The 18,720-nt window shown below is 45.2% G+C and carries 19 protein-coding genes; 4 read left to right on the top strand and 15 right to left on the bottom strand.

The genetic code is table 11. The annotated features are described in order from the left end of the window. Positions 1-122 precede the first annotated feature (122 nt). Entirely contained in the window at positions 123-2,963 is a 2,841-nt protein-coding gene (locus AABM38_RS22765; RefSeq protein ID WP_423408432.1) for a DEAD/DEAH box helicase, read from the top strand. 164 nt (positions 2,964-3,127) lie between these two features. Here AABM38_RS22765 and AABM38_RS22770 read toward each other — a convergent pair whose 3' ends face one another. Together AABM38_RS22770 and ssb are read right to left on the bottom strand one after the other, a co-directional pair. After that, entirely contained in the window at positions 3,128-3,340 is a 213-nt protein-coding gene (locus AABM38_RS22770) for a hypothetical protein (RefSeq protein WP_423408433.1), read from the bottom strand. Next, on the bottom strand, positions 3,337-3,735 hold the full coding sequence (gene ssb / locus AABM38_RS22775) for a single-stranded DNA-binding protein (protein ID WP_423408434.1): 399 nt from the start codon (positions 3,733-3,735) through the stop codon (positions 3,337-3,339). Before ssb ends, AABM38_RS22770 begins: the two co-directional genes overlap by 4 nt. 259 nt (positions 3,736-3,994) lie before the next feature. Between ssb and AABM38_RS22780 the strand changes: the two genes are divergently transcribed. Then, positions 3,995-4,429, top strand: coding sequence for a YwpF family protein (locus tag AABM38_RS22780; RefSeq protein ID WP_423408435.1), 435 nt, complete (start codon positions 3,995-3,997; stop codon positions 4,427-4,429). Positions 4,430-4,766: 337 nt separating this feature from the next. Here the strand turns inward: AABM38_RS22780 and AABM38_RS22785 are convergent, their stop codons facing one another. From AABM38_RS22785 to AABM38_RS22810, 6 genes are all read right to left on the bottom strand, one after another. Then, positions 4,767-5,087 carry a hypothetical protein gene (locus AABM38_RS22785; protein ID WP_423408436.1) on the bottom strand — a complete coding sequence of 107 codons (321 nt, stop codon included), beginning with the start codon at positions 5,085-5,087 and terminating at the stop codon, positions 4,767-4,769. Positions 5,088-5,272: 185 nt separating this feature from the next. Continuing rightward, positions 5,273-5,695, bottom strand: a complete 423-nt coding sequence (gene fabZ / locus AABM38_RS22790; RefSeq protein ID WP_423408437.1) for a 3-hydroxyacyl-ACP dehydratase FabZ — start codon at positions 5,693-5,695, stop codon at positions 5,273-5,275. 93 nt (positions 5,696-5,788) lie between these two features. Then, positions 5,789-6,049: a DNA-directed RNA polymerase subunit beta gene (locus AABM38_RS22795; protein ID WP_423408438.1), complete on the bottom strand. Its 261-nt coding sequence runs from the start codon at positions 6,047-6,049 to the stop codon at positions 5,789-5,791. A gap of 15 nt (positions 6,050-6,064) precedes the next feature. Continuing rightward, on the bottom strand, positions 6,065-6,910 hold the full coding sequence (locus AABM38_RS22800) for a flagellar hook-basal body protein (RefSeq protein WP_423408439.1): 846 nt from the start codon (positions 6,908-6,910) through the stop codon (positions 6,065-6,067). Between the two features lie 76 nt (positions 6,911-6,986). Then, positions 6,987-7,805 (bottom strand): flagellar hook-basal body protein, encoded by an 819-nt coding sequence (locus tag AABM38_RS22805; RefSeq protein WP_423408440.1) that lies wholly within the window; start codon positions 7,803-7,805, stop codon positions 6,987-6,989. Between the two features lie 322 nt (positions 7,806-8,127). Further along, positions 8,128-9,132: a rod shape-determining protein gene (locus AABM38_RS22810; RefSeq protein ID WP_423408441.1), complete on the bottom strand. Its 1,005-nt coding sequence runs from the start codon at positions 9,130-9,132 to the stop codon at positions 8,128-8,130. Positions 9,133-9,426: 294 nt separating this feature from the next. Between AABM38_RS22810 and AABM38_RS22815 the strand changes: the two genes are divergently transcribed. Continuing rightward, positions 9,427-9,609 (top strand): hypothetical protein, encoded by a 183-nt coding sequence (locus AABM38_RS22815; RefSeq protein ID WP_423408442.1) that lies wholly within the window; start codon positions 9,427-9,429, stop codon positions 9,607-9,609. A 253-nt stretch (positions 9,610-9,862) separates the two neighbouring features. On the opposite strand, the gene spoIIID is transcribed toward AABM38_RS22815, so the two are convergent. Next, the gene (gene spoIIID / locus AABM38_RS22820; protein ID WP_031307660.1) at positions 9,863-10,135 is read right to left on the bottom strand and encodes a sporulation transcriptional regulator SpoIIID; all 273 of its coding nucleotides are present in this window, start codon (positions 10,133-10,135) and stop codon (positions 9,863-9,865) included. Between the two features lie 453 nt (positions 10,136-10,588). Here spoIIID and AABM38_RS22825 point away from each other — a divergent pair, with 453 nt between their 5' ends. Further along, entirely contained in the window at positions 10,589-11,377 is a 789-nt protein-coding gene (locus AABM38_RS22825; RefSeq protein WP_423408443.1) for a LysM peptidoglycan-binding domain-containing protein, read from the top strand. A gap of 39 nt (positions 11,378-11,416) precedes the next feature. On the opposite strand, the gene AABM38_RS22830 is transcribed toward AABM38_RS22825, so the two are convergent. The 6 genes from AABM38_RS22830 to AABM38_RS22855 all read right to left on the bottom strand — a co-directional run bounded on the left by AABM38_RS22830 (position 11,417) and on the right by AABM38_RS22855 (position 18,633). Further along, the gene (locus AABM38_RS22830; RefSeq protein ID WP_423408444.1) at positions 11,417-12,082 is read right to left on the bottom strand and encodes a PolC-type DNA polymerase III; all 666 of its coding nucleotides are present in this window, start codon (positions 12,080-12,082) and stop codon (positions 11,417-11,419) included. A 137-nt stretch (positions 12,083-12,219) separates the two neighbouring features. Further along, positions 12,220-14,106: a DUF294 nucleotidyltransferase-like domain-containing protein gene (locus AABM38_RS22835; protein ID WP_423408445.1), complete on the bottom strand. Its 1,887-nt coding sequence runs from the start codon at positions 14,104-14,106 to the stop codon at positions 12,220-12,222. Beyond that, on the bottom strand, positions 14,087-15,757 hold the full coding sequence (locus AABM38_RS22840; RefSeq protein WP_423408446.1) for a sodium:solute symporter family protein: 1,671 nt from the start codon (positions 15,755-15,757) through the stop codon (positions 14,087-14,089). Before AABM38_RS22840 ends, AABM38_RS22835 begins: the two co-directional genes overlap by 20 nt. 267 nt (positions 15,758-16,024) lie before the next feature. After that, the gene (locus AABM38_RS22845) at positions 16,025-16,327 is read right to left on the bottom strand and encodes a DUF4212 domain-containing protein (RefSeq protein ID WP_335377352.1); all 303 of its coding nucleotides are present in this window, start codon (positions 16,325-16,327) and stop codon (positions 16,025-16,027) included. A gap of 221 nt (positions 16,328-16,548) precedes the next feature. Beyond that, positions 16,549-16,731, bottom strand: coding sequence for a hypothetical protein (locus tag AABM38_RS22850; RefSeq protein ID WP_335377351.1), 183 nt, complete (start codon positions 16,729-16,731; stop codon positions 16,549-16,551). A 297-nt stretch (positions 16,732-17,028) separates the two neighbouring features. Continuing rightward, positions 17,029-18,633 carry a gamma-glutamyltransferase family protein gene (locus AABM38_RS22855; protein ID WP_423408447.1) on the bottom strand — a complete coding sequence of 535 codons (1,605 nt, stop codon included), beginning with the start codon at positions 18,631-18,633 and terminating at the stop codon, positions 17,029-17,031. Positions 18,634-18,720 lie beyond the last annotated feature (87 nt).

The following is an 18,720-nucleotide window of genomic DNA, read 5'->3' on the forward strand; positions in this document are numbered from 1 at the left end:
AACGCTTTAAAGCACTGGGGGTCAGACCCCCAGTACGGTGATGCGGTGAAGTGTCGGGGGTCTGACCCCCGGCGCGGTGATGCGGTGAAGTTGCGAGGGCTAACGCTTGGGGAGGTGTTTGGATGCTTGAGATTAAGCAGATTCGGATTGATGTGATGCCTGTTGCTGGCGGGCGTTATTTTTTGAGTGCTGAGGATTTTGATGGTTTTGACCTTCAGACATCGGTGTGGAAGAAGCTTTTGTTTTTCCGCCATAAGGAAAGTTATTACGGGACGATGGTGGATAATGATAAGTGGGGCGGCACTGAGGGTGTGATCCTGAGTGCATGGCAGCTTGTCACCCTGTTCGGTGAGGAAAGCTTCAACAGGCTTGTTGAATGGGAATGGGATGAAATCGGCGACATCTGCCTGTCCACTGCACACGCGGTCTACGATGCAATCCTTGCGAAGGAATGGCATCCTGATTTTGCTCAGCTTGATGGCGAGGATTTCCGCTGGGCGCTGCCTGCGAGTGTGCTCGACGAGTTCCATGAGCCTTTTTGGGATGAAACGATCCAGGTAAAAGAAGAATCTATTTCCGTTCGCACATTTGCTGAAGACCTATTCCACCATGCTCTTGAATCTTATTTCCATGAGAATGATACGATGAAATACCTGCTTGGCGACAAGCTTGATGTTCTCAGGAATAAGCAGCTTTCTGCACAGCAGCTGGCGGCCTATTTTGATGAAGACCGCTGGCTCGAGTGGATTGGCCTGAAAGAAAGTCCGGCACCTTTTACCATCGGGATGCGCCTTGAGGAACCGCTCGATGATCTTGGCGACTGGAAGCTAGGGTTATTTTTGCGTGGGAAAAATGAACCGATGCTGATTGAGGCTCGGGATTATGAAAGCTATCCTGCCGGCTGGGACAATTTTAGCGAAAAGGTTGAGGATGAAGAAAGGCGCCTGGCGAATATTTTCCCATGGATTGCGGATGATTCGGAACCTGAGGTGCGCCTTAAGTCCAGTCTCACAGAGGATGAAGCGTGGATGTTCCTGACCGAAGCGAGCGAGATGTTGATTGCGCTTGGGATTGAAATCCTTCTGCCTTCGTGGTGGGAAGCGGTCAAGAACGCGAACCTCAAGGTGAAAGCACGCTTGAAGGGCCAGACTGGCTACCGCCGTTCGTTTGTCGGCTTGAATGCGATGCTCGATTATGACTGGCGCTTCTCGATGAATGGTGTGGACTTGAGTGAGGATGAATTCCAGCGCCTTGTGAATGAAAAGCGCAGGCTTGTGTATTTAAAGGGCCGCTGGATCAAGCTTGACCACGGCTTCATCCGCCAGATTCAGGATTTAATGAAAAAAGCGGATCAGGAGGGCTTGCACATTCGCGACCTGCTACAGCAGGAGCTGTCAGAGGATGACGGCGAGGATGCAGATGGCCTGGACGATCCGCGCGCATTCGCAAAAATCCAGATTGAGCTTAACCGCCACTGGAAGCAAATGATGAAGCAGCTGTCGGAAACGAAGGAAATCCCGGATACACCAATGCCAGCAGGTTTGAAAGGCGAGCTAAGGCCTTATCAGAAGCTTGGGATGAACTGGCTGCTGTTCCTGCGTAAATATGGTTTCGGGGCCCTGCTTGCCGATGATATGGGGCTCGGGAAAACAATTCAGCTGATTTCCTATTTACTGTCTGTAAAAGAACAGGAAAACGATGGTCATCCAGCGTTGATCATCTGCCCTACTTCCGTACTGGGCAACTGGCAAAAAGAAGTCGAACGTTTCGCACCAGAGCTTAAGGTCCACCTGCATTACGGCCCTTCCCGCTTAAAAGGCGTTAATTTTACCGAGGAAGCGATGGCATCGGATATCGTGCTGACATCTTACGGCCTGACGCACCTCGATTTCGAGGACCTTGAAGCGGTGGAATGGAGCACGGTGGCGATTGATGAGGCACAAAATATTAAAAACGCGGACACAAAACAGTCGCGTGCTGTCCGCAAGCTGAAGGGCAAGCACCAGATTGCCCTGACCGGTACGCCGATGGAAAATCGCCTGTCAGAGCTATGGTCGATCTTCGACTTCACGAACCGCGGCTACCTTGGAAGCGCCGGCCAGTTCCAGAAACAGTTCATCCTGCCGATTGAAAAGGAAGATAAGAAGGAAAAAATCGTCCAGCTTCAGTCGCTGATTAAGCCGTTCTTGCTCCGACGGACGAAAAAGGATGAAGATGTTGCGCTAAACCTGCCGGATAAGGTCGAGCAAAAGGAATATTGCCCGCTTTCTGCAGAACAGGCTTCACTTTACGAGCAGCTTGTTAAAGATACGTTTGCGCAGATCGAGCAGTTATCAGCCTTCGAGCGCAAGGGCTTGATTTTACAACTGCTGAGCAGACTTAAGCAGCTTTGCAACCACCCTGCCCTTTATTTAAAAGAAGCAGATCCAAAGCATCTGATCGACCGATCTGCGAAAATGGAAAAGATGATCGAGCTAGTGCGCGCTGTGCTTGATCAGGAAGAAAGCTGCATCATCTTCACCCAATACATCGGTATGGGCGAAATGATTCAAGCTGCTTTGAAAAAAGAATTTGGCATCGATGTTCCGTTCCTGAACGGCAGTCTGCCTAAAGCGAAACGTGATGAGTTGATTACCAAATTCCAGAACCGTGAGTTCCCAGTCTTCCTGCTTTCATTAAAGGCTGGAGGAACAGGCCTGAACCTTACTGCGGCCAACCATGTTGTCCATTATGACCGTTGGTGGAACCCTGCGGTTGAGAACCAGGCAACGGACCGTGCATACCGGATTGGACAGAGCCGATTCGTGCATGTTCATAAGCTCATCAGCACCGGAACGCTTGAGGAAAAAATTGATGCGATGCTTGAGAAGAAGCAGTCTTTGAACGACCAGATCATCCAGAGCGACAGCTGGATCACCGAGCTGTCTACGGAAGAGCTGCATGATTTGGTGTTTTTATCGTAAAAGGAAACCAGCGCCGGCCAGGTGCTGGTTTTTCATTTTTCTCCGAAAAGAAAAAACCGGCTTACCAAAGCCGGCATGAAAAATTGAGGGATATTGGAGATGTTTTATTGATTCTCTCTTTTAAAGATTCTTAAAGAAGTTGTTCCGGGGGTATCTATTGCAGTTCATCGTTTGGAGTACTCTCTTCTGCTATACGTGGAGTTTGGTTTTGGCGGTTCGGCGATGAATGAGTATACGCGGTTAAATTGCTGTTCTTTAGCTGCCATTTCGAGCTGACTGACCTTCTTCGAAAGTTCATCGATTCGCTCATTCGTTTTTCCTACCATTTTGATCAGGCTGACCAGCAGCTTTTCAAGGGATTCATTTTCACTTGTCAAAATGGCAGCTCCTCTCGTTCTCTCTCCACCGGCGGTGCAAAACTTTCAACTTTATGCTGTGTGTTTTCTTTAATTGGCTTTGAGCTCAAAAACCTTACTCCTTCGGCAACTACCTCTGTAACGTACACTCTTTTGCCTTCCTGGTTCTCGTAATTGCGGGTCTGGATCCGCCCTGTCACTCCAATGACCGAACCCTTCCTGCAATAGTTAGAGGTATTTTCAGCTGTTTTGCCCCAAAGTGTACAATGGACAAAATCAGCATCAATTTCCCCGTTTGGATTTTTGTAATGCCTGTTTACCGCAAGTGTGATGTTCGTGACCGCTTTTCCATCCGGCGTCCACTTCAGCTCGGGATCTTTTGTAATTCTGCCTACTAGCGTAACTTGATTTATCACCTTATCAACTCCTTTCTCGGTTATATCCAAATCATATTCCTATCACTTTTCGGAGTAAAATGACGAAAATGCATGTTTTCCTCTTAAAAATAAGCTCCCATAGCATCTTTTACCGCTAATTTTTCAGTTTTTAATTACCCGCTTATATCGAAAACTCACTTTCTGCCATTTCAGGATTTTTTTTCGACAAACATGCTTTTTTTCGTTTTCTATATTCATTGTGTTATAATTTGGACAAGTATTACGGGAGGTGGTTGACATGAAGACCTTTAAGTTGATCTCAATGCAGCTTGCTGATGATGATGCTTTAGTGGATATCGAGATGGAGGACGGCCTTATTATCAACAAAGAGGATGATAAGGGAACATGGCTCGTGGAGGTTTTTACCGACCATAAATATATCCCTTATTTTGAAGATGCCTGTGCGAATGATAAAGAAATCATCGTTCAAGTCATCATCACTAAGCGGGAAAATGATCCTGCTGCATTCTCGACTAAAGTATGCTGCGTCAAAAAGCTTAAGAAACATGCAAGCATCCTTCTGACCGGAAAATTAACAAAACCAAAGAGCGATTATCCTGAAAAACTATTGGAGCACTTGATCGATAAGGGCTTCACTGGTGACCAATTATTAGCTGAATTCAAACAAAATATTGTTACGAAGCCAAAGATCGCTTTACCGAAAAAAGTATAATCCGACTCCAGCTGAATTTATTAAGCTGGAGTTTTTTTGTAAATTGTTTTTTTTCATGCGATTGTTTGATCTGATTTTTTCCACCTAAATGGAAATACGGAATTTTTCAGGGTTTTTGTAGAGATTATCGTTTAAACCGTAGAGATTAATTGGAGCATTGTAGAGATTATCGGTAAAATCGTAGAAATTAATTGGAGCACTGTAGAGATTCATACATTTTTTGTAGAGATGAATCCAATTTTCGTAGAACTCAATATGTAATAATCCAATCGCAAGATGCAAGATTTTTACCTTAGAAATTAAAAAACGGGCAGGAATCCTCCTGCCCACTAGCCAATTATTCGTCTTCCTTGTCCTTATCGTTCATATCTCTTTGATCTTCAATAGCATCTTCACCTGGCTCATTGTTGTCCTTCGTCATGTCACCGTCGTCATCTGTGTTGACATCTGGAGTGTCAGGTACGTTTTCGTCGTTATCATCGATTACGCCATTGTCATCGACATTGCCATTGTTATCATTCATATCGTTGTTGTCTGCTGGGTTCTCTACATCCACATCATCATTTGGAGGCGGTTCCTGGTCATTATTCGCGCAGCCAGCAAGGAACATTGCCGATAGCAATGAGCCACCAATTAGCATTAATAGCTTTTTCTTCATGAGTAAAAGCCCCTTTCATGTAGTAGGTTTTTAAGACCTGTTGCACGGGTCTGCTGTTATATTGCCCACCATTGAAAAAAACTTGCATGATTTTATACTATTTTCGCATTTTTATCAGGAAATAAAAAAGCCGAACCAAGGAGTCTCCTTCTCAGTTCGGCCAATATTCGAGTATTGCTTGAATTTTATTTTATTGCAAAAGTAATTTCTGCTTCGCAAGCAAGTTCCCCATCCACAGTGGCAATTGCTTTACCTTTGCCGATCGGTCCGCGCAGCTTGACCATTTCCACCTCAAGACGAAGCTGGTCGCCTGGTTTTACTTGTCTTTTGAACCGGCAGTTGTCGATCCCGGCAAAGAAGCCGATTTTTCCGTGGTTTTCTTCGAGCTTCAGAACAGCTACGGCTCCTACCTGAGCAAGCGCTTCAACAATCAATACACCAGGCATTACTGGGTAATCAGGAAAATGCCCATTGAAGAATTCTTCATTCGCGGTTACGTTCTTAATTCCAACGGCTCTTTTACCTTCTTCGATTTCCAAAATTTTATCAACGAGCAAAAAAGGATAGCGATGTGGAATGATTTCTTTGATTTGAGTGATATCAAGCATAATTTTAGTACCTCCTATTAATATTAGGTGCTTAGTTACCATTGTACTAAAAACTATAAATAAAAAGGAAGGGAAACTTCCCTTCCTACTGAATTATTCTTTATTCACCAGGTCTACAATATGAGTCCAGGTTGATTTTTCAAAAATATCTTTTGCTTCCCCGCCGCCCATGACGGCATATCCGAACATTGCGCCAAGCATAATGCTGGCACCCAAAAGGATGAGGACAATAATAATCCGAAGCCAGATCGGAATAAGGCGAACCCGGATTCTTTTCTTTTTTTCGCGTGTTTTCTTTTCTTTTTTCACTTGTTCACGCGTTGTTGCTTCATGATTATTTTTGTTCAAAGCCATTTTGTTCTTCCCCTCTTAACGGATGCCGTTCACAAGCCCAAGCATTTGGTCAGCCAGTGTTATCGTCTTGGCATGGAATTGATAGCCTCGTTGGACATTGATTAAATCCGTCATTTCTTTGCTCATATCTACATTTGATTGCTCAAGAACACCCTGCTGGATGGATACCTGATTTCTTAATGTCCCGGTCAGTTCTGTAAGGATTTCTCCTTCTGTAACACCAAGACCATTCAGGTTAGCAGGAAGTCCAAGTAAATTTCCGCCTTTTTGCTCTAAAAATTGCGGCTTCTTCACTAATACTACACCAAGATTCACTTCCTGGCTCGTACCATCATACCTTTCTGCTGAAAAATTGCCTGTTTCATTGATTTTGTAGCTTTTCACATTGCCGGTTATGGTGACTGGCTGATTGTTTTCGTCAAGAATGGCATGACCGTCACTGTTGACAAGCATCGTCTCATTATCAGAAATAGGTGATAAATAAAGCGCGCCATTCCGAGTTAAATTCAAACTGGTTCCGCCATTTTCATTTTGGACCATTACCCGGTAAAATTGTCCCTCAGCCGTAAATGCAGTGTCCAAATCACGGCCCGTTGATTTCAAACTCCCCTGGGTTAAAACCAGCTGAGTCTGACCCAGCCTTGCTCCTGTACCCTGACGAACATTGAAAGGTGTCTGGCGATTCCGTTCCAATGCATCATTTGGCTGGTTGCGGAATTCCTGCACGAGCAAATCAGTAAAAGAAGCTTCACGACGCTTATAGCCTGCCGTATCAATATTCGCCATGTTATGGCTGATCATATCCATCTGCTTTTGCAGCTGGGAAAGTGTATTTGTAGCTGTGATCATCGTCCTGTTCATATTTTATCCCTCAATGCGGGCCATTACGTGGCCGCCTTTTATTTTCAAAAAAACAGAGTCAAAATCAATGATTCGATTAAAGCTTGCCGATTTCATTTGCTGCCTTTTCCATGCTGCGGTCGTAGGCTTGAAGGATTTTCTGGTTGGCCTCGAATGCACGGTAGGCTGTCATCATATCGGTCATGGTCTTGCTCATATCAACGTTTGATTGCTCAAGGAATCCTTGCTGCAGCCTGAATTGGACACCGGCTGTTCCGAATGCGCTTGGAAGCGGTGTACCATCTTCCGTCCTGAACATTCCATCGCCCTCTTTAATCATTCTGCGGGGATCAATGGAATATCCAATGCTAAGAATGGCACGGTCCCCATTTTCACCAGTAATGACTCCAGTTTCATCAATGGTAAAACGGTCGCTTGAAAGCTGGATTTGCTGCCCAGAAGAATCGAGTACATAATGACCGCTGCCGGTTGTCAGGAACCCTTGTCCATCAACCGTGAAATTCCCATTGCGAGTATAGCGGACCGAGCCGTCTGTATGGCGGACATTGAAGAACACAGACCCATTTTCGGGCATATCGATATCTTGCAAAGCCACGTCCGTCTTATTTCCTGTTTCACGCAAATCGCCCTGGATGAATTTCGGAATGGCTTCCTGCATGTAAACTCCAGTATTAATTGTGCCAATTTCCTTGTTGAACGGTAAATTCAAACCGTTCTCTGTCGGGATGCGCTCCTTTTCAAACCGTTGGAGCAGCATTTCCGGGAATGCCCTCATCGCGGATTGATCCGCTTTGAAGCCTGGCGTGTTGGCGTTGGCCATATTATTTGTCAGCATTTCCGTCCTGCGCTGCTGTGCAAGCATTCCGGATGCAACTGTATAAAATCCTTTAAACATGTTTCCACCTCATAGGATAAGAAATGCGAAAGCTCCTTGCACCGTTGATAAAATCGCCGCTGTGTTTGGCCATTTACGATCATCGGTGTCCGCAAATATTTTGAGCGGTAATGATGAAATATTAATACTATTTGATAAAATCGAAATAGGGAATCTTTTCTCTACTTCTTATTATAAGAAATATATCGGCTAGAAACATTAAAAATTTGCAGGAAAATGTAGGATTTTGGGTTTTATTCCAGAAAAATTGGGTAAAATGCAAAAAAATCTGGATTCTCCCGCTATTTTTACCGGGAGATCTCCAGATTTTTAACCAAATTATTTATACGATTCTGCGTCGGCCTGCAATGCGGTCGATGTTATCAAGCATGATACCTGTTCCAATTGCAACGCAATCCATTGGGTTTTCCGCAACCAATACAGGAACCTTAAGCTCTTCCATCATCAGCTGGTCGATGCCGTGAAGCAATGCGCCGCCTCCAGTTAAAATGACACCGCGGTCGATGATATCAGCGGAAAGTTCAGGTGGTGTGCGCTCCAATACCGTTTTTGCTGCCTGTACGATAACCGCTACAGATTCTCTTAATGCCTGTTCCACTTCTTCTGAACGGACTGAGATCGTCCTTGGAAGTCCAGAAACCATATCGCGTCCGCGGATTTCCATTTCTTCATTGCGGCCGCCAGGGAATACTGTTCCGATGGTCAGTTTAATATTTTCAGCTGTACGTTCACCGATCAACAGCTTATATTCACGTTTAATGTAATTTAAAATTTCTGCGTCAAACTTGTCGCCAGCCATTTTGATCGATGCAGATGTCACGATATCACCCATGGAAAGCACGGCAACATCCGTTGTTCCGCCGCCGATGTCAACGACCATGTTTCCGCTTGGCTGGAAAATATCCATGCCTGCGCCAATTGCCGCAACCTTAGGCTCTTCTTCAAGGTACACTTTCTTGCCTCCGCTTTTTTCAGCAGCTTCCTTGATTGCTTTTTGCTCAACGCTTGTAATGTTCGTTGGACAGCAAATCAGGATGCGCGGCTTGGACAAGAAGCCCTTAACATTCAGTTTATTGATAAAGTGCTTTAGCATCGACTCTGTCACATCAAAATCAGCGATAACTCCATCTTTCAAAGGACGAATCGCTACGATATTGCCAGGTGTACGCCCAACCATTTTGCGCGCTTCTTCCCCGACAGCTAAAACCTTATTTGTGTTCTTATCAATCGCCACAACAGACGGTTCATTCAATACAATTCCTCGGCCTTTAACATGGATCAATACATTGGCAGTACCAAGGTCAATCCCAATATCCCTAGCAAACATTTCGTTTTTATCCTCCTTGACAAATGGCTGGCTGCGGCTGATTAGCCCCGTTTTCTCTATGACTTACTGTCTCATCCTTGTAAAAAAGATGACGATGTTCGAGAATATCCAGACGCTGCCGCAATCTGCGAACCATATTCTACCCTAATTGTTTATTTTATCACAGTAATAGGAAATAAGTAACCGTTTGCCGAAAAATTTGACATGTTTTGTGGAACTTTGTCATGAAAACTGAAATTTTTGTTTACATCCTGTAAAATTAGTAAAAGCGAAATAATGATCGGAGGAAATAAAATGAGTTTTTTAATCGCAGCAGGCGTGCTTGTCATTTTTAGTTCTTATATGATTATCAAGAATGCCCGCGGATCTGCGAACCGAAGCGATGGTCCGGATATCAGTGACCCTTCTTCTGCGCCCGACAGCATCGGGGACAGAGGCCATGACTCTGATGACGGAGATGGGGATGCTGGGGAGTAGTCTTGTTCTTCTGAATTGGGCAAGTGTAACCAATTTTGTTAAGTATGTAGATGGCTCGCTTGTTCTTGTCCACTTCCACACATGATAAAAAGGCGGCAGCTTCCGCTTTTGTATTGAGCAGAATCATACACGCCTTTTGTGGCGATGCCCGGCTTTTTCATATCTAAGCTGGGCATTTATTATGTTGGCTTCATGTAATGCACAGCTGAATTACATTCCCTCCATTCTGTAAAATTTACGTTTCCCGGTTTGTTCACTTAACAGGCTCTTCTTCCCTTTCCTCTTTCCGATACTTCATTTTAGTGGCTTCTCCACCTCTTAAATGGCGAATTGATTTATGATAATCGAGGATCTCTTTTACTTCATTGGCAAGGTCAGGGTTGATCTCAGGCAATCTTTCTGTCAGGTCTTTATGGACTGTACTTTTGGATACGCCAAACTCCTTCGCTATGACGCGAACTGTTTTTCTCGTCTCCACGATATACTTTCCAATCTTGATTGTTCTCTCTTTGATGTAATCGTGCACACCACTCGCCCTCCCTAAATTGGATGTGAGAAGTGTGAAATGAGACTCGCTTTTCATCGGCAAATACTGTTTTCCGCAAAACGCACGCTGCGGCAGAAGGGAATCCTTCTGGATATTACAATGATTAATCAATGTCCCCGGCTAAATCCTCGTATTGTTCAAACGATTCCTCACCTCAAACACTCTCTTTGTCAGGTTTGTAACATTTTATTAGCTTGGTTGAGGATATATGCACGAAAAAAGCAATAGGGACAAGGTATCGTGAAGTTTTTTAGAAAATTCAGCCATTTATTCTTTTTTTTAAGATGTTTTCGTATACTTTGTTGATTTTAATAAGTTGATTTCCGCTTCGTGAAGAAAAACTTTCCTACCTACCCAATTTAAGGACATAAAGAGAATTTTTCCGCCGAATTCCTGTTGAGGAGTTTATTTTTACATTGGGGGAAGAGCAGCTTGGTTACATACAGACAAACAAGAAACCAACGGATCAGAGAACAAAAACGTAAGGTATCACTTAGAAGGCGGCAGAAGGCAATAGGGGCTGCATTGGCGGGTTCTCTGGCAACTGCGCTCCTATTCGGCATGGGCCAAAGGAAAACTGAAGCAGACGGCGCTATCTATACTGTAAAGAAGGGCGATACGCTGTACAGTCTATCAAAAAAATTCGATACTTCTGTTGAATTGCTGAAGGTAACAAATTCTTTGTATCGGGACACGATCCATAGCGGCCAGAAAATACAGGTTCCTGTTGTCTGTGAGGCGGGTACATATATCGTGAAGAAAGGCGATACACTCTTTTCAGTCGCTAAAAAATACGGTGTTACGGTAAAAGCTTTGATGGAGGAGAATCACCTTACTAAAAAAACCATCTTCACAGGCCAGACCCTGATTGTTCCCACCCATTATCATCAATCTGGTGAAGGAATTTATACCGTTCAGCCGGGTGACACGCTATGGAATATCGCCATGCGATATGATTTGAGCTTAAATGAATTAAAGGATGCGAATAAATTAAAAGAAAATATGGTCCTGATTGGCCAAATGCTGATTATTCCTGGGGATCTTGACGTAATGGAAGCCACTGTTGCAGGGGCAGCCGACAATTTCACGGTTGAATTCACACAGAATGGACATGCCATACCATTAAAAGTCGCCTACGGTACATCTAGGAAATACCAGGAGCTGGCTGGCAAAACACTGATTGTTACTTATAAAAACGGTGCTGTTATCCAGATAGATTAAACGGAAAAAGGAGCGTTCACCGCTCCTTTTTTCTATTCCCTAAAACGGCATAGACCTCATCTGACTGTCCGTCGCTTTCACGAGTTCACCCCAAGTGGAGTGACCCCTGTCTTTGAATTGCAGGAGAAGTTCGGTAAACAGATAGGCTGTGGTCAAGGCATCACCAATTGCGCTGTGGCGGTCGTAAATCCGTGTACCAAAGGCCATTGCGTATCGCTCGAGATCGCGCATATCGTATGAAGGGGCAATAAAGCCAATCAAATCCAGCGTATCGATGGTGAACAGCCTTTTCAGTGCCAGCTTTTCGCGTTTAAGCTCGCTTTTTAAAACAGCTGTATCAAAGCTGATATAATGGCCAACGAGGCAGACTGTATCGTGTGATTCAACATAATCGAAAAAATGGGAGATTACATCCAGTGCAACAGGCGCTTCACTTGCCATTTCGTTTGTAATCGAGGTCAGCTCAATTATTTCCCGAGAAATTTGTCGCCTCGGATTTACATATGTCTGAAACTGGTCTTTTTCCATCACTTTCAGTCCGTTGACTGGAACAGCACCAATTTCAATCAGTCTGTCAGTCGTCGCAACCTGGAACCCAGTCGTTTCCGTGTCGAATACTATAAAGGTAAGATCATCGATTGGCGTCGATAAAGGAATCATATCGTATTTTAATGAACAGGAAATATTCTTGCGCTGAAAGAACATGACCTCCTCCTCTCCTTTTATAAAACCAAGGGTGACTATTTTCAACTAGCAACCCGCAAACTGTAAAACAGTTCACTAGATTCATATCTACTAAACCAGCTCCATCCATTCTACAAAATCACCTGACAAATCGCCTGCTAAATCGAAAATCTAGCAAAAACCATCCCCTGAAGCTCCCGCAACGTTCGCAGGCTCAGAATCAACTCTTCCTTTTGCCTTGTAGACATGGCGGAAAATGAAAGGACGGAACTTCCCCCTTTGCTCTCCCACCTTTGCCTCATGTACAGTTGGAAAACATGGCTGAAGGCCTCTTTTACATCGTGAGTGAATTCCGCGGTAAAAATCCCCTTCTCCTTCATGGCTGCTATTTTCTCAAGAGGTGTTCCTGGAATTCCACCGTAATAGAGGGATAAAATCTGCAGACTGTGATGATACGGAAATAAGATTTCCTTTTTCATGTCAATGCTCTTTCGGCCAATTCTAAACAGCGCCTTGATTGGTTCATCAAGCGTGGGGATTTCCTGCTCCCTTTCCGCCTGGACCATCCGGAATAAAAAGATTTTTGAGCGTTCCAGAAGCTCCGCGATTTTTTCCTCAAACTCGCCATTCAGCTCAATGCTGCCGGCAGCAAACCGGTAAGAGAAAAAGTTCTGTGCAAGCAGCAGGTTCTCATTTGTCGACTGCAGCATCCACTTCCTAACCCGGTCCTGCCATTGCAGGACGGTCCCTCTCCATTGCGGCTCGCTCGCCATCATCAAGCCCTTACAGCGGGCATAACCCGCTTTTTCAAGCTTAGTGGTGATTTCAATACCCAGCTTTTCAAAAAAGGCATGGTCACTTGTTTCACCATAGACCAGGAAATGGTCCTGGTCTGTCAGCATGAATTGTTCACCACGGCCGCTTGAACCCATTAAGTAAAAGGCAAACGGTACGGGCGGCGTGAGGCCTTGTTTGCGGAGCGCCTCAACTGATAATTCTACTGTCCGGCCAATCAATCGGTCATAAAGCTTGGTGATGATTTCTAGCAAGGCAAATATAGGCACTCGGTCTCGGAGCAGTGTATCGGTTATTTCATAAATAGCTGCTTTCACTTCAGGCAGACTTGCTTCATCAGCTTGCTCGATTTTTTTGATAGTCTTTATCACACTGTCATTCTTTTTCCGGTGCAGGTCCGTAAAAGTAACTATGCCGGAGATCTCGCCGTCATCAACGACTGGCAGGTGCTTGATCCCTTTTAAAAGAATCTCAGCGATCGCATCGTAATAAAAGGCGAACCTTGAAATCGTGACAGGGTTTGCGGTCATGGCTAATTTTGATGGATCGTCATAGCTTAGCCCCTTAGCGACGACTCTTCCGACAATGTCACGCTCCGTGATGATTCCTTTCAGCTCCTGCCCTTCAAGCACCAGCACAGAGCTTGTTCTGCTCTCAGCCATTTTTCGAGCTGCCTCCTGGATACTGGTTTCAGGGGCAACGGCGACGACTTTTTCCGACATAAGGTCCTGGACTCTCGTAAGGATGGTTTCACCTTCCCCCATTCCTTTTGCCAGTTTCACCTGTTCTGCAAGCGATCCGTACACATCCTTCAGCCTGATGGATACTTGGGTCAGCAAATAGTCATGGACATTCTGGTCACTCCATCTTTTTGACAATACAGCATAAGGGATGAGCAGCGCGTGGACATCTTCTATCGCTCTTACCTCGACTGTCGCCTGGGGTTTATCTGCTTTTTCAAAACCAAGAAATTTTGCGAGGCTTGAAAATCCGACAATCTCTCCTTTTTGAATGACCTCAAGAACTTCATCATGTCCGGCAGCATTTTTCACAAACACTTCTGCAATTCCCTGTAAAACCAGCAAAAGCCCCTGGCGCGGAGTATCAGCCTGGAGCATGATTTCTCTTTTTTGAAAGGTCAAAGCTTCACATTCCTCGACAAGGGAAAGGGCTGTGCTTTCCTCCACCCCATCGAATAAGGGGTGGAACTGCACAGCCTTCCATAATTCCTTATAGTGCTTTTGTTCCATCGTCATTCATCCATACTTCGCCGTTCTTATACACCATCTGTTCAGGATAGCGAAGGTCGAGTACTTCCTCCTGAATTTTTTGCGATGGTGCCGGAGTGGCAAGTGATACTACCACGTTGGCAAGAATTGCAGCAGTGGCACCGAACACGCCAGCACCTGTGTCAATGATTCCAAGGATCGTGTAGCCGCCATATTTTGCCGCAAAAATGTAAGCTAATGTTACGCCTAGACCGACAAGCATACCGGCAATAACTCCCTGTGAATTCGAACGCTTCCACCATACGCCGAGAATCAATGCCGGGAAGAATGTTCCGGATGCAAGTGCGAATGCCCAGGCTACGATTTGCGTAATGGCTCCCGGAGGATTTAAGGCAATGATACCAGCCAGCAATGTAGCAACAACGATTGAAATACGGGCTACGTTCAAACGGTTTTTATCCGTAGCGTTTGGTCTCATAACACGATAGTAAATATCATGGGCAAAAGCAGAAGAGATCGCGATCATCAAACCCCCCGCTGTAGAAAGTGCTGCGGCCATAGCGCCAGCCGCTACAAGCCCAACGACAAATACGCCAAGGTTTGCTATTTCAGGTGTCGCCATAACGACGATATCATTGGAAATGATCAATTCCTTCCATTGAAGGATTCCATCTCCATTTCCGTCCGCCAGCTGAAGCTTGCCCGTATCGACCCATGTTTTTGTCCAGGCAGGAAGCTCGCTGATTTTGCTGCCAGCCACCTTCGTCATTAAAATGAAGCGAGAGAACGCTGCATAGGCAGGTGCAGAAAGGTATAGCAAGCCAATGAAAAGCAGTGCCCAGGCTCCTGACCAGCGCGCAGCCTTCATCGTAGAAACCGTATAAAAACGGACGATAACGTGCGGAAGGCCCGCCGTACCAGCCATCAGTGTAAACATAAGAGCAAGGAACTGCCATTTCGTGCCGTTTGTAAACGGTGCAAAGTATTCAGAAATGCCGAGCTCACGGTCAAGTTCACCCATTTTGCCGACAAGCTCACCATACGAAAGCCATGGCAGCGCACTGCTAGTAACTTGGAGGGACATGAAAATAACCGGAATCAAGTAAGCAATGATCAAAATAATGTACTGGGCAACCTGAGTCCATGTAACACCCTTCATTCCGCCAAATGCAGCGTAGAATGCAATCAGGACTACCCCAATCATTGTGCCAAGCTTTGCATCGATTTCGAATAGACGGCCGATAACAACCCCGGAACCGGAAAGCTGGCCAATTGAGTATGTGAAACTGATGATAATCGTCGTGATTGCCGCGATGACGCGGGCAGTATGGCTGTTGAATCGGTCGCCGATGAATTCTGGTACGGTATAACGGCCGTATTTGCGCAGCTGTGGTGCCAACAGGAATGTCAGCAGCAAGTAGCCGCCCGTCCAGCCCATGATATACGCAAGACCATCATATCCAAGGAGCATAATCGTACCGGCCATCCCGATGAAGGACGCCGCACTCATCCAGTCAGCGCCAATCGCCATCCCGTTAAAAACTGGCGGCACCCCACGTCCCGCAACATAGAAATCAGATGTTTCCTTCGCTTTATTAAAAAGTGCAATTCCGATATACAAACCAAATGTGGCTAGAATAATAGATAATGAGACCAAGAATTGTGTATCCAAAGTTCTCCCCCTTTTTCAACTGCTTCTTTTTGTCCTTCATGTTCCAGTGGCTGGTGAGTAATATATAATCAACTGGCAATAAAGCTTTTTCAACCGTTAATATAATCGCTCTAACCGTTAATAAAAATAGTTCAACCGTGAATATAATTGCTCTAACCGTTAATAAAAGTCACTCAACCGTGAATATCTTCTTCCGAAACCTGCCACCACCGGGAAAAACATCTTCCAAAACTGAAATATGTTTCCGGCCGGGTCCAAAGGGAAAAATTAGTGATCCAAGCTCTTTCCTTCACTTAATTTAATATTCTTCTCTTCATCGATTCCGTACTTCTTATCGATTCCGTCACTAACCTTCGCATTAACGAATAACAGGATAATGAAGGTCAGGACTGCTCCCTGGGCTCCCATAAAATAGTGGAACGGAAATCCGCCGATAGAAATCTCGCTTAGCGGTTCTGCGAACATGACGACCCCGAAGGAAACAAGGAACCAGATCGCAAAATAAATGAACATGTTACGGTTTTTCTCACGGAAATACGCGTCTGCGACAGCCTTATCAATTTTTTTCACATTTACACCCCTTTGTGTTTGATAATCCCCTTTTTATAATCCTTTATGAATGACGGACACAGCTTATTGGATGAATCGCGTGCGTAGCTTCCCCACTCCTTTTTAAAATGAATTTGGGTTATATAAACTTTGCAATGGCAAAGTTGATACCTTTTTTTACGACGACGGGTACTCTAGCTGAGCACTTTGAAGATTTTTTGTTGGAAGTTGAAGTTATATCACTAGCTGAGGCTGAAGATGAATTTTAACGTTTCAAAGAATGGAGCGGGCACCATGATGATCTGGATGAGGAAGTAAAGAAATATGCTAAGAAATGGTACGGCCAGGAAAATCATTTTATTTTTCTTAAAAGCCAATAACAGGCTTATCCCGGTAATGACCAGCAAACCAACTAATATAATCAAACCGCTACCTCCATCTTCAATTTAACTAAATCTTTAGAAAATTTAATTTTATTATCCATATAATGTCCATGCAGGTCAAGATACTATTTCTGAAAAATGTAATCGTTTTCTATGTCGATATTTTTACGACCGTGAAAAAAACAGGAATACCATTAGGCTTTAACAGGCTTAATGATGTCCGGGCTTTGTCGAAAAATAATTTATTTGCATCAGGTCAAGCGGTAGCCAAATCTCATCGCCATCCCAGAATAACAAAAAAGGAACGCCCAATTATGAGCGTCCCTTAAAAGCTATTTTTTACCAGCATGCAATCGAGCCATCTGTCCTCATTTCCGTTCCGCCTGTCAGCACGCCTGTTTCCGGATTTCTTACAATGACCTGGCCTCGGCCAAAGCCGCCGCCGTCATATGCCACCTTCATCTGATGTCCGCGCGCTGCCAGCTGCTTGACGATGTGGTTCGGGAAGTGATGTTCCACCTCGATTTGCTTTCCTTCAATCCATTGCCAGCGAGGTGCGTCAAGCGCGGCCTGTGGATTCAGGCCAAAGTCGATCATATTCATGGCAACCTGGACATGGCCCTGCGGCTGCATGTACCCGCCCATCACCCCGAAAGGTCCAACTGCTTCCTTGCCTTTCGTGATGAAGCCTGGAATGATCGTATGATACGTTTTCTTGCCCGGAGCAAGTGCATTTGCATGATTCGCATCAAGCGAGAAATCATGCCCGCGGTTTTGCAGCCCGATGCCCGTGCCAGGGACGACGATCCCTGAGCCAAAACCCATGTAATTGCTCTGGATAAAAGAAACCATATTACCTTCGCCATCGGCTGTCGCCAAATACACCGTTCCGCCCTTTGGCAGCGAACCTGGTTCTGGCATCCTTGCTTCTTCACTAATCTTCGCTCGAGCTTCCTCCGCGAATTTTTCAGAAAGCAAATCGGCTGCCCTTGCCTGCATTGTCGCTGGATCTGAAACATATTCCTTGCCATCCGTGAATGCCTGTTTCATCGCTTCAAGCTGGAGGTGGACTCCTTCAACATCGTCACGGTGTGTAAACTCGTAACCTTTTAAAATATTAAGAGCCATAAGAGCGACAATTCCCTGGCCGTTCGGCGGAATTTCCCGGATCTCATGTCCGCGGTAGGACACGGAAATCGGATCAACCCATTCAGGTTGATAGTTTTCCAGGTCTGACTTCTTTAGGAAGCCTCCTGCTTTTTCAGATTCCTCAGCAATCTTGTCTGCCAATCTACCTCTGTAAAAACTCTCTCCTTTCGTCTCCGCGATTTCCTGAAGAGTATTCGCATGGTCTTCCGATTTCCACATCTGCCCTGCCTCAGGTGCCTTACCCTCAGGAGCAAATACGCGGAACCATTCTCCATATTCCTCACCCTGGAAGCGATTCTTGTAAGCTTTAAAAGCACCCTGCCAATATTTTGCGAGAGTTGGAGTCAGTGGATAGCCATTGCGGGCATAGTCAATTGCCGGCTGCAGCACTTCCGTCAGCGGCAATCGACCAAACTTTTTCGACAGTTCTGTCCACGCAGAAGGCGCTCCAGGTACAGTGACCGGAATCCAGCCATGTGAAGGCATTTTTTCATGACCGAGCTCTTTTACCTTTTCAATTGAAATCGATTGTGGAGCAGGACCGCTTGCGTTCAAGCCATACAGCTGATCCTTCATCCAAACGAGGGCAAACGCGTCGCCGCCAATGCCGTTAGAAGTCGGCTCCACAACCGTGAGGCACGCCGCAGTGGCAATTGCAGCATCAATTGCGTTGCCTCCCTTTTTTAAAATATCAAGCCCAGCCTGTGCAGCAAGCGGCTGCGAAGTTGCGACCATCCCATTGCGGGCAACTGCCGCCATCCGCTGCGATGGATATGGATATGTATGTAATGACATGTAGATTCCTCCGTTTATTCGTCTTACGAAATAGTATAGCAAAATAGCTGAAAATTCTAAATAAAAAAATCCCTCTCGATGATCGAA

The sequence above is a fragment of the Heyndrickxia sp. MSNUG genome, assembly GCF_049532715.1.
Classification (GTDB): Bacteria; Bacillota; Bacilli; order Bacillales; family Cytobacillaceae; genus Mesobacillus.

Bases quoted from the DNA above. Each gene is read 5' to 3' on its own strand.
- AABM38_RS22855 (WP_423408447.1), bottom strand. From the start codon at position 18,633: ATGTCATTACATACATATCCATATCCATCGCAGCGGATGGCGGCAGTT.
- AABM38_RS22835 (WP_423408445.1), bottom strand. From the start codon at position 14,106: ATGGAACAAAAGCACTATAAGGAATTATGGAAGGCTGTGCAGTTCCAC.
- AABM38_RS22785 (WP_423408436.1), bottom strand. From the start codon at position 5,087: ATGAAGAAAAAGCTATTAATGCTAATTGGTGGCTCATTGCTATCGGCA.
- AABM38_RS22830 (WP_423408444.1), bottom strand. From the start codon at position 12,082: ATGTTCTTTCAGCGCAAGAATATTTCCTGTTCATTAAAATACGATATG.
- AABM38_RS22805 (WP_423408440.1), bottom strand. From the start codon at position 7,805: ATGTTTAAAGGATTTTATACAGTTGCATCCGGAATGCTTGCACAGCAG.
- AABM38_RS22795 (WP_423408438.1), bottom strand. From the start codon at position 6,049: ATGGCTTTGAACAAAAATAATCATGAAGCAACAACGCGTGAACAAGTG.
- AABM38_RS22800 (WP_423408439.1), bottom strand. From the start codon at position 6,910: ATGAACAGGACGATGATCACAGCTACAAATACACTTTCCCAGCTGCAA.
- AABM38_RS22765 (WP_423408432.1), top strand. From the start codon at position 123: ATGCTTGAGATTAAGCAGATTCGGATTGATGTGATGCCTGTTGCTGGC.
- AABM38_RS22780 (WP_423408435.1), top strand. From the start codon at position 3,995: ATGAAGACCTTTAAGTTGATCTCAATGCAGCTTGCTGATGATGATGCT.
- fabZ (WP_423408437.1), bottom strand. From the start codon at position 5,695: ATGCTTGATATCACTCAAATCAAAGAAATCATTCCACATCGCTATCCT.
- AABM38_RS22815 (WP_423408442.1), top strand. From the start codon at position 9,427: ATGAGTTTTTTAATCGCAGCAGGCGTGCTTGTCATTTTTAGTTCTTAT.
- AABM38_RS22810 (WP_423408441.1), bottom strand. From the start codon at position 9,132: ATGTTTGCTAGGGATATTGGGATTGACCTTGGTACTGCCAATGTATTG.